This window comes from Burkholderia sp. MSMB2157WGS, assembly GCF_001532755.1.
GTDB lineage: Bacteria > Pseudomonadota > Gammaproteobacteria > Burkholderiales > Burkholderiaceae > Burkholderia.
In genome coordinates this window covers 59277-72230 of the sequence record NZ_LPJG01000020.1, presented here as the reverse complement: position 1 = coordinate 72230, position 12954 = coordinate 59277, and the positions used below count along the sequence as shown (strand labels likewise).

The following is a 12954-nucleotide window of genomic DNA, read 5'->3' as shown; positions in this document are numbered from 1 at the left end:
TCACTACACAAATTCATTGTGTGAATCGATTGATGAATCATGTGCATGAGACGCCGGCCGTCGCACTTGCCCGGCCACGCGTGAAACCGCAGAACAATGTGCTGTCGCGACCGTGCGCCGAAGCGAAAAAACCTAGCAGTAACATGGTGTTACACCGATGCCGGCGACATAACACTTTTTGGCTCGACACACTTTCCGCCCGCTCATAAATTACTGCTGAAAGCCTTGGGTCGGCCGAAAGGAGCCGACGGCGGGCGTCGATGGGCACGGAACGATGACGGAACGGGTGAAACGGAAGATCGGACGATGGGCGGCAGGCGTGCTCGGCGCGCTGCTGATGCCGCTCGCGCTGGCCCAGCCGCCCCACGGCGGTCACGGGTTCGGCGGCCACGGCTTCGGCGGCGGCGACATGCGTGCGTACGGTCAGCCGGCCGGCGCCGCCGGCGGCGACCCGGTCTGGCGCCGCGTGCCTGCGCCTGCCGGCGTGCGTCCCGGCGGCGTGAGCGCGTCCGGTTCCCGCTGGGGGCTGCGCCCGACGCCGTCGTACGGCCATTACGCCGCGCAAAGCCCGTATCGGCCGATCAGCGCCGAAGTCCGCCAGATGCCGCGCCCGCCGGGCGGCGGCAACGTCCCGCTGCGGGCCGGCTCGATCCGCGCCGACGTCGCTCGCTACAACGAGGAGCGCGGCGGCCGCCCGATGCCGCCGCCCCGCTCGCAGGAAGAGTCCGCGCACTCGCCTTCTTTTTCTTCGTTCTACCGAAACTGAGCGCTGCGGCGCTCGTCCCGTTGCCGGCTGATGCGAATTCGCCACAGTCGCGCGCAGATTTCCGCTGATTTTCCCGCCGCATTGCGCTATCTTTCGCGCCCGGTACGCGCATGCCGCGCCGCCGCCCGCCCGTGCGACCGCGTTCGCGCCGGGCCGCCGCGTGCGTCCGGCCATGGACACATTCCGCGAAGTTAATGCTGGCGCTATACCCGCAATAAGTGTGCGCAATTTTGGCCGGGCGAATGATCCGTAAAGATGGCTGCGCCCCACGACGCAAGCACTCGGCTCCAAACAACAACGCTCGCGCCACTCATCGACTATTCGACAAAACCCTGGAGATCCCATGAAAGCATTCGCCCGCCGTGCATCGCGCACGTCCGTCAAGCTGATCGCCGCAGCCGCCTGCGTGGCGGCCGCCGCACCCGTCCATGCGCAGTCGAGCGTCTCGCTCTACGGGCAGGTCGACGAGTGGGTCGGCGCCACCAAGTTTCCGGGCGGCGATCGGGCGTGGAACGTGTCGGGCGGCGGGATGTCGACCTCGTACTGGGGCCTGCACGGCGCCGAGGACCTCGGCAGCGGCTACAAGGCGATCTTCACGCTGGAGAGCTTCTTCCGGGCGCAGAACGGCCAGTACGGCCGCTTCCAGGGCGACACGTTCTTCGCGCGCAACGCGTACGTCGGCATCAGCTCGCCGTACGGCACGGTGACGGCAGGCCGCCTGACGACGCACCTGTTCCTGTCGACGATCCTGTTCAACCCGTTCTACGACTCGTACACCTTCTCGCCGATGGTGTACCACGTGTTCCTCGGCCTCGGCACGTTCCCCACCTATCCGAGCGACCAGGGCGCGGTCGGCGATTCGGGCTGGAACAACGCGGTGGGGTATACGTCGCCTTCGTTCGGTGGCCTGAATTTCGGCGCGATGTACGCACTCGGCAACCAGGCCGGCGACAACCGTTCGAAGAAGTGGAGCGCGCAGTTCAACTACGCGAACGGCCCGTTCGCGGCGACCGCGATGTATCAGTACGTGAACTTCAACAACGGCCCGCAGGATCTGAGCGCGCTCGTGACCGGGATGAAGAGCCAGGGTATCGCGCTGGTCGGCGCGACCTACGACCTGAAGCTCGTGAAGCTGTTCGGCCAGTACATGTATACGAAGAACGACCAGGTCGCGGGCAGCTGGCACGTGAACACCGCGCAAGGCGGCGTGTCGGTGCCGATCGGCGTGGGCAACGCGATGGCGTCGTATGCGTACTCGCGCGACGCGGGTGGCCTCGACCAGACGCGCCAGACCTGGGCCGTCGGCTACGACTATCCGCTGTCCAAGCGCACCGACGTCTACGCGGCGTACATGAACGACCACATCAGCGGCCTGTCGACCGGCAACACGTTCGGCGCCGGCATCCGCGCGAAGTTCTGACGCACCCGCGCGATCGGTGCGCCGGCCGCGCGCGTCGAACGCGCGTGCCGGATGCATGTTTTCCCGCCCGAAACGGCGCCGCCACCCGCGGCGCCGTTTTGCCTTTCTTGACCTTTCTGTTTCCTCGCCTTTGTTACCCTATCTCGTAATTGGTTGATTCCCCCGGGATTGCGAGCTAGTTCGATGGATACCCTCGTCAGCATGAATGTGTTTCGCTACGTCGTCGAAGTGGGCAGCTTCGTCGGCGCGGCGGAGCGCATGCAGATGTCGGCGGCGATGGCGAGCAAGCACGTGATGCACCTCGAGCAGCAGCTCGGCGCGCGGCTGCTGCATCGCACGACACGACGCGTCGCGCCGACCGAGGCGGGACGCGAATACTACGAGCGCCTCGTGCAGGCGCTGTCCGAACTCGACGAAGCCGGCCAGGCCGTCGGCGCCGCGAGCGTGGTGCCGCAGGGCAGGCTGCGCGTGACGTCGCTGTCCGCGTTCGGGCTGCGGCACGTGATGCAGGCCGTCACCGATTACGCAGGCCGCTTCCCGGACGTGACCGTCGACATGACGCTGTCCGATCGCGTGGTCGACCTGATCGAGGAAGGCTACGACGTCGCGGTGCGCGCGGCGCCGAACGGATTGAAATCGTCGTCGCTGGTCGCGCGGCAGATCGCGACCGCGCACATCCTGCTGGTCGCGTCGCCCGACTATCTCGAGAAGCGCGGCACGCCGCAGACGATCGCCGATCTCGCGAATCACAACTACCTGCGGCGCGATTCGAATTCGACGATGCTCGATTCGCTGATGATCGACGCGGCCGCCGCGTCGCGCGTGAACCTGAACGGCAACCTGATCGTGAACCATCTCGAAGGGCTGCGGGCGGCCGTGCTCGCCGGCGCGGGCATCGCGCTGCTCGGCACCGAAGTGGTCGGCGACGACATCGAAGCGGGCCGGCTCGTGCCGGTGCTGCTCGATTCGGTGCCGCCGCACGAGGCGCCGATCTATGCGGTGTACGCGAGCCGTCGTCACGTCTCCGCGAAAGTGCGCTCGTTCGTCGATTTCCTGGCCGCGCGTTTCGAGGGGCAGTCGCTGTGCCCGTCGATCGAATCGAGCCTGCGCGTGCTGCCGATCACGCGGATGAAGCGCGCGGTCTGACCCGCATCGTCCGCCGCGGCGGGACAATGAAAAAGCGCGAACCGCTGCGGTTCGCGCTTTTTTTTCGATTCGATGCGCTCGCACCGATGGCGGCCGCGACGGCCGCCGCATCCGTCAGCGCGGGATGCCGAGCCGCGCCTTCGCGTCGTCGTACTCGCGCTTGAGCCGCTCGACGAGCGCGCCCACGCTCGGCAGATCGTCCATCAGGCCGACGCCCTGGCCGGCGCCCCAGATGTCCTTCCACGCCTTCGTCTTGTCGCTGCCGAAATTCATCTTGGTCTTGTCGGATTCCGGCAGCGCGTCCGGATCGAGGCCGGCCTTCTCGATGCTCTCGCGGATGTAGTTGCCGTGCACGCCCGTGAAGAGGTTCGTGTAGATGATGTCCGACGATTTCGCGTTCAGGATCGCGTGCTTGTAGTCGTCGATCGCATGCGCTTCCTGCGTCGCGATGAAACGCGTGCCCATGTACGCGAGGTCGGCGCCCATCGCCTGCGCGGCGAGGATCGAGCCGCCGTTCGCGATCGAGCCGGACAGCACGATCGGGCCGTCGAAGATCTTGCGCACTTCGCCGACCAGCGCGAACGGCGACGTCGTGCCCGCGTGGCCGCCCGCGCCGGCCGCGACGAGGATCAGCCCGTCGACGCCGGCTTCGAGCGCTTTCTGCGCGTGGCGCAGGTTGATCACGTCGTGCAGCACGATGCCGCCGTAGCCGTGCACCGCGTCGACGATCTCGCGCGCCGGCGCGCGCAGGCTCGTGATGAAGATCGGCACCTTGTGCTCGACGCACACGCGCACGTCGTGCTCGAGCCGCGCGTTCGACTGGTGGACGATCTGGTTGACCGCGATCGGGCCGATCGTCGCATCGGGGTGCTTCGCCTTGTGGTCGGCGAGTTCCGACTGGATCTGCGTGAGCCACGCGTCGAGCAGTTCGGCCGGACGCGCATTGAGCGCGGGGAACGAACCGACGATGCCCGCCTTGCATTGCGCGAGCACGAGTTCGGGGTAGCTGACGATGAACATCGGCGACGCGATGACGGGCAGCGTCAGGTTCTGCAGGACGGTGGGCAATGCCATGTGATGTCTCCAGTCTCCGGGGGCGTTGCGGTCGGACGGTATTCGAGTGTAGCTGCGCGATCGGAAGTTCATATTAATACGAACGGTCGTGCGATTCTACGCGAGCTTAACAAACTCCGCGGTGGGCGGGCAATCGAGTGAGTGTTCTCTTTCTACGGTTTCGGGTGACGACGCCGCCATGAAGACGCGCCGGCGCTTCTAAAATAGCCGCCATAACAAACCAACGAGAAACAAACCATGTCGTTTGAGGCGTTTGCACCGTTTCGCGTGACGGTGCAGGACACCGACATTTTCGGTGTCAAAGGAGGCGCGGGTCCGCCGCTGCTGTTGCTGCACGGACATCCGCAGACCCACATGATCTGGCATCGCGTTGCCGCGACGCTCGCGAATCACTTCACGGTGATCGCCACCGACCTGCGCGGCTACGGCGCATCGGGCCGGCCGCCGAGCGACGGGCGGCACACGCCGTATTCGAAACGGGCGATGGCGGCGGACCAGGTCGCCGTGATGCGGCATTTCGGCTTCGCGCATTTCCACGTGTGCGCGCACGATCGCGGCGCGCGGGTCGCGCACCGGCTCGCGCTCGATCACGCGGATGCCGTCGAGCGGATGATGCTGCTCGACATCGCGCCGACGCTCGCGATGTACGAGAAAACCGATCGCGCGTTCGCGACCGCGTATTTCCACTGGTTCTTCCTGATCCAGCCCGAGCCGCTGCCCGAGACGCTGATCGGCGCGCACACCGATGCGTACATCGAGCGCGTGATGGGCAACCGGTCGGCCGGGCTCGCGCCGTTCGCGCCCGAGGCGCTCGACGCGTACCGGGCGGCGCTCGCGCAGCCCGGCGCCGTGCATGCGATGTGCGAGGACTACCGCGCGTCGGCGACGATCGATCTCGAGCACGACCGTGCGGATCTCGAACGCGGCAACAAGGTCGCGTGTCCGCTGCGCGTGCTGTGGGGCGAGCACGGCGTCGTCGGCCGCTGCTTCGATCCGCTCGACGAGTGGCGGCGCGTCGCGCGCGACGTCAGCGGCCGCGCGCTCGACTGCGGGCACTACATTCCGGAAGAGGCGCCCGACGCGCTGATCGACGAACTGCTCGCATTCTTCGACGCGCGCGAACCGGCCGCGTGACGGTGCGGGCGGCGGCGCGCGCCGTCCGAGGATGGTTGACTGCGCCGGCTGCGGTTGGCGAGGTGGGTCGCCTGCGGCTGACGGGACGGGGCGCCTGCGGCTCAGCGATGCGCGTGCTCGTCTTCGACGAGCGGCGGCAGGCGCCGCGGCACGGGCGTCGATTTCACGATCGCGGTGCTCGTCTCCGCGCGTTCCGTCACCTTCGACAGGATGTCGTCGAGGTGCTCGATCGTGCGCAGGTAGAGCCGGCAGATGAAGCAGTCGTCGCCGGTGACCTTGTCGCATTCGACGAATTCGGGAATCCGCCGCAGCAACTCCTCGACCAGATGCAACTGACCCGGCAGCGGCTTCACGCGGACGATCGCCTGCAGCGTGTAGCCGAGCGCGCGCGGATCGAGCTCGACGGTGAACGCGGCGATCACGCCCTGCGCCTCGAGCCGCCGCACGCGGTCGGCGGTCGCGGGCGCCGACAGCCCGATCTGCCGGGCGAGTTCGCTGGTCGCGATGCGCGCGTCGTCGGCCAGCGCGGCGAGAATCGCGCGGTCGGTCGCGTCGAGCGCCGCGACGGCGGGCGGAGAAAGGCGTTTCGGCATGATCGCTTTGCTTTCGAAGGTGAATCGGATGATTCACTTCAGTTTAGCCATGGTTGCGGCGAAAGCAAGTTTCTAGAATCGAAGTCATCCACTCTCTTGAACGGAGTTCATGATGGCCTCGAATGAAATGCGCCGCGGCGCCGCCGAGATGATCGTCGCGATGCTGATGTCCGGCACGATCGGCTGGCTCGTGATGTCGTCGCAGCAGCCGCTGACCAATGTCGTGTTCTTCCGCTGCCTGTTCGGCGCGGCGACGCTCGCGATCGTCTGCGCGGCGTTCGGCTTCCTGCGTCGCTCGCTGTTCTCGCCGCGGATGCTCGCGCTCGCGACGCTCGGCAGCGTCGCGATCGTCGCGAACTGGCTGCTGCTCTTCGCCGCCTATTCGCGCGCGTCGATCTCGATGGCGACCGCCGTCTACAACACCCAGCCGTTCATGCTCGTCGCGCTCGGCGCGATCGTGTTCCGCGAGCGGATCACCGCGTCGACGGTCGCATGGCTCGCGCTCGCGTTCGCCGGGCTCGTGTTCGTGGTGCGCGTCGAGCCGGCGGTGCTCGCGGTGCCCGGCGAATATCTGGAAGGCGTCGCGTTGTCGCTCGGTGCGGCGTTCCTGTATGCGATCTCGTCGATCGTCACGAAGCACCTGAAGGGCACGCCGCCGCATCTGCTCGCCCTGCTGCAGGCCGGCCTCGGCATCCTGCTGCTCGCACCGTTCGCGCACTTCGGCGCGTTGCCGGCGACGGCCGGGCAATGGCTCGACCTGATCGTGCTCGGCGTCGTCAACACGGGGCTGATGTACGTGCTGCTGTACGGCGCGGTCCAGAAGCTGCCGACCGCGATGACGGGCGCGCTGTCGTTCGTTTATCCGGTCGTCGCGATCGCCGTCGATCGCGTCGCGTTCGGACAGACGCTCGCGTGGACGCAGGTGTTCGGCGCGCTGTTGATCCTGCTCGCGGCGGCCGGTGTGAACCTCGGCTGGCGCATCGTGCCCACGCGTCGCGCGGCGGTCGGCAACTGAAACGGTCGTACGATTCGGCGCGGTTGCGCGCGCGCCGCGTGCCGTCGAACGCGCGTGTCGGGAACGGACATTGCACGCCAAATGGCGTCACGCGCGCGTCGCGCGCGGCCGCAAAAAGCGCTGTAAGAAGTTGTAGGGAAACACCCGATGCGATGCGCTCGCGTCGCTCGTATGATGCGGGCTGTGACGTTGATCACGTTCACAGGATTCCGATCTCGATGCCGTTCGCCCGTGAGGCTGAACGGCTTTTTTTTATGTCTCGCTGCCCGCGATCAGGCGCCGTCGCGCGTCCAGCCGCGCGAGCAGCGCGCGCCTCGCATCGTCGTCCGACGTACGCCATTCCTTGATCTCGCCGCGCGTGCGCAGGCAACCCGCGCACCAGTCGGTGCGCGGATCGATCCGGCAGACGTCGGTGCACGGCGACGCAACCGTGGCGACCGGCATCGTCGCGTCGCTCATGCGGGTTCCCGCAACGCGACGTCCGCGACCGGCGCGCCCGTCAGCGACACGAGTTCGTGCGGCGACAGGTTGAACACCGCGTGCGGATGGCCGGCGGCGGCCCACAGGCTGTCGAGCGCGAGCAGGTCGGCGTCGATCAGCGTGACGGGTTCGACCAGATGGCCGATCGGGCAGACGCCGCCGATCGCATAGCCGGTGTTGTCGCGCACGAACTTCGCGTCCGCGCGGCCGACCGGGCCGACCTGCGCGGCGACCTTCCTTTCGTCCACGCGGTTGACGCCGCTCGCGACGACCAGCACGGGCGCGCCGTCGGCCTGCCGGCGAAACAGGATCGACTTCGCGATCTGCGCGACCGAGCAGCCGAGCCCGGCCGCGGCCTCGGCCGACGTCTTGCCGGTTTCGGCGAGCATCACGATGCCTTTCGCGTGGCCGCGCTCGCGCAGCAGCAGCGCGACGCGTCGCGCGGAATCGGGGAGGGAATCGAATGAAGCGGGTGTCGTCATGTCGAGGAATCCGTGGAGCGAGGTGATCAGACGCAGTTCGCGGCGTCGGCCGCGCTCTGCGCCTTGGCGAGCAATGCACGACCGGCGCGCGACACGTTTGCGCGCCCGATCGCGTTCGAGATGAAATCGCCGGCCGCGACGACCTGCGCGAGATCGATGCCGGTATCGATGCCGAGGCCCTGCATCAGGTACAGCACGTCCTCGGTCGCGACGTTGCCGGTCGCGCCCTTCGCGTACGGGCAGCCGCCGAGGCCCGCGACCGACGCGTGGAAGATCTCGATGCCTTCGAACAGCGCCGCGTAGATGTTCGCGAGCGCCTGGCCGTAGGTATCGTGGAAGTGGCCCGACAGGCGTTCGCGCGGGAACACGCGCGTGACCGCCGACAGCACTTCGCGCGTACGCTTCGGCGTGCCGACGCCGATCGTGTCCGCGATGTCGATCTCGTCGCAGCCGAGCGCCGCGAAGCGGTCGACGACGTCGACGACCGACGCGACCGGCACCTCGCCCTGGTACGGGCAGCCGAGCGCGCACGACACGCTGCCGCGCAGCCGCAGGCCCGCGTCCTTCGCGGCCTTCGCGACGGGCTCGAAGCGCGCGATGCTCTCGGCGATGCTGCAGTTGATGTTCCGCTGCGAGAACGCCTCGCTCGCCGCGCCGAAGATCACGACTTCGTCCGCGCGTGCGGCGAGCGCATTCTCGAAGCCCTTCAGGTTCGGCGTGAGGACCGAATACACGGTGCCCGCGCGGCGCGCGATGCCGGCCATCACGTCGGCGCCGTCGGCCATCTGCGGCACCCATTTCGGCGACACGAACGACGCGGCCTCGACGTTGCGGAAGCCGGCGCGCGACAGCCGGTCGACGAGCGCGATCTTCACGTCGGTCGGCACGAAGGTCTTCTCGTTCTGCAGCCCGTCGCGCGGGCCGACTTCGACGATCTTGACGGCGGTGGGGAGCGTCATGGTTGTCTCCTGGTTGCTCTTTGTGCGGAATTCAGTAGCCGCGCGCGTAGTCGACGATGCCGCTCACGGGCGCGCCGCGCTCGAACGCGCGGATCTTGCCGGCGATCTGCTCGACGGCTTCCGCGCGCAGCGTCTCGGCCGAGCTGTGCGGCGTGATCGAGATGCGCGGCGCGTGCCAGAACGGATGGTCGTCCGGCAGCGGTTCGTGCTGGAACACGTCGAGCGTGGCCGCGGCGACCTGGCCGCTCGCGAGCGCGTCGAGCAGGTCGGCTTCGACGAGATGCGCGCCGCGCGCGACGTTCACCACGTACGCGCCGCGCGCGAGCCGCGCGAACGTGCGCGCCGACAGGATGCCGTCGGTGTCGCGCGTGCTCGGCAGCAGGTTGACGAGCACCTTCGCGCCGCCGATGCACGCGTCGAATGCGCCGTCGCCGGCGAAGGTCGCGACGCCGTCGAGCTGCTTCGCGCTGCGGCTGTAGCCGCGCACCGGCAGACCGAGCGCGGCGAGCGCGCGGGCGACCTCGGCGCCGAGCACGCCGAGGCCGAGGACCGCGACGGTGAAGCTCGCGCGCGCATGCGGTTCGAGCGGCTGCCAGCGGCGCTCGCGCTGCTGCAGGTCGTATTCGTCGAAACGGCGCAGGTAGCGCAGCACCGCGTGCGTCACGTATTCGACCATCTGCTGCGCCATGCCCGAGTCTTCGAGCCGCACCAACGGCACGTGCGCGGGCAGCGTGCCCGGATGCGCGCGCTCGAGCGCGAGCAGCGCATCGACGCCCGCGCCGAGGTTGAAGATCGCGCGCAGGCCGTCGCGCGGTGCGAAGAACTCGCGCGGCGCGCGCCACACGAGCGCGTAGTCGGCGGCGGCCGTATCGCCCGGCTGCCATGCGCGCAGTTCGGCTTCCGGCAGCGCACGCGCGATCTCGTCGCGCCATGCGTCGGCGTCCTGATGCGGCGAATGGAACAGGATCTTCATTGCACGAGGGCGCGCGCGCCGGCGCGGCGCGTCACGGGAACGGCGAGCGAAGCCGGGCGCGGCGCGCCGGCGGACGTAGCGGACATCGGGTGTCTCCTGACGACGGCCGGCGCGTCGCGCGCCCGGGCCGGTTCCGTGTGAAGCTGACGGGAAGCCCACATTCTACGGTTTCGCGGCACATTGCGCCGTCGCGGGGCCGTCGCGGGGCCGTCGCCGGTCGCCGCCGCGCGCAAAAGCAAAGCACAAAATATTGGTTCGGTCGACGCGTACCCGACGCCACAATCGAACCTCGTCTTCAAGCAAGCGAGGGCAATCATGCGCGCATGCAGCAAATCGGCGTGGCCGCCGCGGCTCGTCACCGTTCCGGGCCTGCACGGCAGCGAAGGCGCTCACTGGCAGACGTGGCTCGAGCGGCAGTTCCCGCGCTCGTTGCGCGTCGAGCAGCACGACTGGGATGCGCCCGATCTCGCGGGCTGGGCGCAAGCGGTGCGCGCGCTGCTCGATCGCGAGCGCGGCCCGTTCGTGCTCGCCGCGCACAGCTTCGGCTGCCTCGCGGCCGCGCATGCGCTCGCGCAGTGGCCGCATGTGGGCGATGTGGCAGGCGTGCTGTTCGTCGCGCCGGCCAGCCCGAAGAAATTCACGTTTGCCGGGCCGTTCGACGCGCGCCGGCTCGCGGTGCCGTCGATCGTGATCGGCAGCGAGACCGACCCGTGGATGCCGCTCGCCGACGCGCGCGCGCTCGCGCAGCGCCTGGGCAGCGCGTTCGTGAACCTCGGCGATGCCGGGCACATCAACACGGCGGCCGGCTTCGGGCCGTGGCCGCGCGCGAAATACTTCGTCGACACGCTGGTGCATTGCGCGGCGCCGCTGCGCTTTCGCGACGCGGACGACGGCTTCGAGGCCGCGCTCGTCGAGCGCGCGCTCGCGCACGCGGTCTGACGGGCGGGTGGCGCGGCGCATGCCGTGCCGTTGCGCTGGCGACGGCGCGCGGATGCGCCCGACGGCGGCCGGGTTCGACGCGCTCGGCCGGCTGTGCCCGACATGGCCCGCGAAGCGGCGCGACACCGCGCCGTTCGCGCCGTCGCGGATCGTTACGTCGTGCCGGTGGCGGCTCGCCGCGCGGGCCCGCCGCTCTCCCCGAGTGATACCGACTCGTATCGCGCGATGGCGGGATCAGCCCGGCGACGACGCGGCAGCGCTCGACACCGTGCCGTTCGCGCCGTCGCGGATCGTTACGTCGTGCCGGTGGCGGCTCGCCGCGCGGGCCCGCCGCTCTCCCCGAGTGATAGCGACTCGTATCGCGCGATGGCGGGATCAGCCCGGCGACGACGCGGCGGCGCCCGACGCGGCCGCGTTCGTGGCGGACTTCGCATCGTCGTCGTCATCGGGCGGATAGTGCACGACGGGCGGCGCGAGCGGCGCGGCATCGGATGCGGCGACGTTCGCGGGCGCGTCGCTGTTGAACGCGCTGGCAGCGCCGCTCGATGCGCCGGCCTGCGGCGCGGTGTCGGTCGCGTTGGCGTCGTGCGGCGCGTCGTCGCTGCACGCGGCGACGAAAACGGCGGCACACAGAACGACGGCGACGGAAACGCGACGCATGACTTCTCTCCTGGCAGGCTGATCGGGAAACGTTTTCGAGTATGCCGCCGCGATGCGACGTTTCGGTGAATCGTTGGCGGGCGGGGCGCGATCGCGACATGTTTTCGTCAGGCTGACCGAATGCCTTCGCGGCGATCCGCCGGCACGCGTGGCGGAATTTTCCAGCGGCCGCGGATGCTGCGCGCATTTACACGGTGCGCGTTGCCGCGATCCGGCCACGGCGACGCGGGCGTCATGCGCGGCATCGCGCATGCTCCCGGCAACTTGCGACCGACGTGCGGCCGTTCACGCCCAAAAAACCGGTCGTTATTGCCGCTTCGTCAGCGAACGGCCAGCCGCGCGCCAGCGTGGCGTCATGTAGGCGCGCTTGCCGGCGACGCGGGCGGGCCGTCGCGCGTGCGCGCCGCGGACCGGCGCCGGCACCGTGCATCGGCGCGGCGCTCCGCGGGTTCGCGGCACCGGAATTGCTCGTTGCCGATGCGCATGCCGACCGCGCTGCCATCCGGGCGCGGGCGGCCCATCTGCGTCCATCAACCATGGAGCGAGCAGAAGCCATGTCCAGCGATCGATCCGATTCTCCGCCTGCCGAACCGGCGCGCGACGCCGCCCCGTCGCCGCTCGGGCCCGGTCGTTCGGCGGTGCCGCCGTTGCCGCACGATACGCCGTCCAGCGCCGCACGGCGGCGCTTCCTGCAATCCGCGGCGGCGGCAGCGACCGTCGGCGCCGCCCCGCACGTTCACGCGCAGCCGCCGCGCGCGGCATCCGCACCGGCTGCGCTCCGCCGCGATACGGTGCCCGCGCAGCCCGTGCATCTCGACATCAACGGGCGGGCGTACACGCTGCAGCTCGAGCCGCGCGTCACGCTGCTCGACGCACTGCGCGAATACGCCGGGCTCACGGGCACGAAAAAGGGCTGCGATCGCGGGCAGTGCGGCGCGTGCACGGTGCTCGTCGACGGGCGGCGCATCAACGCATGCCTGACGCTCGCGGTGATGCACGAAGGCGAGCGAATCACGACCGTCGAAGGGCTGGCGCGCGACGGCGTGCTGAGCCCGGTGCAGCGCGCGTTCGTCGAGTGCGATGCATTCCAGTGCGGCTACTGCACGTCCGGCCAGCTCTGCTCGGCGACCGCGCTGCTCGACGAGTTCGCGGCGGGCGCCGGCAGCGCCGCCAGCGACGACGTGCGGCGCCCGCCCGCGAGCCTGTCGGACGACGAGATCCGCGAGCGCATGAGCGGCAACCTGTGCCGCTGCGGCGCGTACCCGAACATCGTCGCCGCCGTGCGCGCCGCGCATGCGGCGCACGGCTAGCCG

General features: G+C 69.2%; 14 protein-coding genes. 7 read left to right on the top strand and 7 right to left on the bottom strand.

Going from position 1 to position 12954, the window contains the following annotated elements; genetic code table 11:
* Positions 1–274: 274 nt before the first annotated feature.
* The 3 genes from WT53_RS13415 to WT53_RS13405 all read left to right on the top strand — a co-directional run bounded on the left by WT53_RS13415 (position 275) and on the right by WT53_RS13405 (position 3332).
* Positions 275–766, top strand: coding sequence for a hypothetical protein (locus tag WT53_RS13415; RefSeq protein ID WP_034208558.1), 492 nt, complete (start codon positions 275–277; stop codon positions 764–766).
* A 343-nt stretch (positions 767–1109) separates the two neighbouring features.
* The gene (locus WT53_RS13410) at positions 1110–2186 is read left to right on the top strand and encodes a porin (RefSeq protein WP_034208557.1); all 1077 of its coding nucleotides are present in this window, start codon (positions 1110–1112) and stop codon (positions 2184–2186) included.
* A 183-nt stretch (positions 2187–2369) separates the two neighbouring features.
* A complete protein-coding gene (locus WT53_RS13405) occupies positions 2370–3332 on the top strand; it encodes a LysR family transcriptional regulator (protein ID WP_034208556.1) in 963 nt (320 codons plus the stop codon).
* 114 nt (positions 3333–3446) lie between these two features.
* On the opposite strand, the gene WT53_RS13400 is transcribed toward WT53_RS13405, so the two are convergent.
* Positions 3447–4406 carry a nitronate monooxygenase family protein gene (locus WT53_RS13400; protein ID WP_034208555.1) on the bottom strand — a complete coding sequence of 320 codons (960 nt, stop codon included), beginning with the start codon at positions 4404–4406 and terminating at the stop codon, positions 3447–3449.
* Positions 4407–4643: 237 nt separating this feature from the next.
* Between WT53_RS13400 and WT53_RS13395 the strand changes: the two genes are divergently transcribed.
* Positions 4644–5540, top strand: a complete 897-nt coding sequence (locus WT53_RS13395) for an alpha/beta fold hydrolase (RefSeq protein WP_034208554.1) — start codon at positions 4644–4646, stop codon at positions 5538–5540.
* Between the two features lie 101 nt (positions 5541–5641).
* On the opposite strand, the gene WT53_RS13390 is transcribed toward WT53_RS13395, so the two are convergent.
* Positions 5642–6133, bottom strand: a complete 492-nt coding sequence (locus WT53_RS13390; RefSeq protein ID WP_034208553.1) for an Lrp/AsnC family transcriptional regulator — start codon at positions 6131–6133, stop codon at positions 5642–5644.
* A 112-nt stretch (positions 6134–6245) separates the two neighbouring features.
* Here WT53_RS13390 and WT53_RS13385 point away from each other — a divergent pair, with 112 nt between their 5' ends.
* The gene (locus tag WT53_RS13385; RefSeq protein ID WP_034208552.1) at positions 6246–7148 is read left to right on the top strand and encodes a DMT family transporter; all 903 of its coding nucleotides are present in this window, start codon (positions 6246–6248) and stop codon (positions 7146–7148) included.
* A 252-nt stretch (positions 7149–7400) separates the two neighbouring features.
* On the opposite strand, the gene WT53_RS13380 is transcribed toward WT53_RS13385, so the two are convergent.
* Genes WT53_RS13380 through WT53_RS13365 form a run of 4 tightly spaced genes read right to left on the bottom strand, consistent with a single transcriptional unit; the run spans position 7401 to position 10042 of the window.
* Positions 7401–7607, bottom strand: a complete 207-nt coding sequence (locus tag WT53_RS13380; RefSeq protein ID WP_034208551.1) for a DUF1289 domain-containing protein — start codon at positions 7605–7607, stop codon at positions 7401–7403.
* The gene (locus WT53_RS13375; protein ID WP_034208550.1) at positions 7604–8110 is read right to left on the bottom strand and encodes a YbaK/EbsC family protein; all 507 of its coding nucleotides are present in this window, start codon (positions 8108–8110) and stop codon (positions 7604–7606) included. The genes WT53_RS13380 and WT53_RS13375 overlap by 4 nt, the downstream gene beginning before the upstream one ends.
* Before the next feature lie 26 nt (positions 8111–8136).
* Positions 8137–9069: a hydroxymethylglutaryl-CoA lyase gene (locus WT53_RS13370; protein WP_034208549.1), complete on the bottom strand. Its 933-nt coding sequence runs from the start codon at positions 9067–9069 to the stop codon at positions 8137–8139.
* 31 nt (positions 9070–9100) lie between these two features.
* Positions 9101–10042: a glyoxylate/hydroxypyruvate reductase A gene (locus tag WT53_RS13365; protein WP_034208548.1), complete on the bottom strand. Its 942-nt coding sequence runs from the start codon at positions 10040–10042 to the stop codon at positions 9101–9103.
* A 315-nt stretch (positions 10043–10357) separates the two neighbouring features.
* Here WT53_RS13365 and WT53_RS13360 point away from each other — a divergent pair, with 315 nt between their 5' ends.
* Positions 10358–10981, top strand: coding sequence for an alpha/beta hydrolase (locus WT53_RS13360; protein WP_034208547.1), 624 nt, complete (start codon positions 10358–10360; stop codon positions 10979–10981).
* A 375-nt stretch (positions 10982–11356) separates the two neighbouring features.
* Here the strand turns inward: WT53_RS13360 and WT53_RS34305 are convergent, their stop codons facing one another.
* Positions 11357–11641 carry a hypothetical protein gene (locus tag WT53_RS34305; protein WP_034208546.1) on the bottom strand — a complete coding sequence of 95 codons (285 nt, stop codon included), beginning with the start codon at positions 11639–11641 and terminating at the stop codon, positions 11357–11359.
* 554 nt (positions 11642–12195) lie between these two features.
* On the opposite strand from WT53_RS34305, the gene WT53_RS13350 reads away from it, so the two are divergent.
* Positions 12196–12951: a (2Fe-2S)-binding protein gene (locus tag WT53_RS13350; RefSeq protein ID WP_034208545.1), complete on the top strand. Its 756-nt coding sequence runs from the start codon at positions 12196–12198 to the stop codon at positions 12949–12951.
* The last annotated feature ends 3 nt before the right edge of the window (positions 12952–12954 follow it).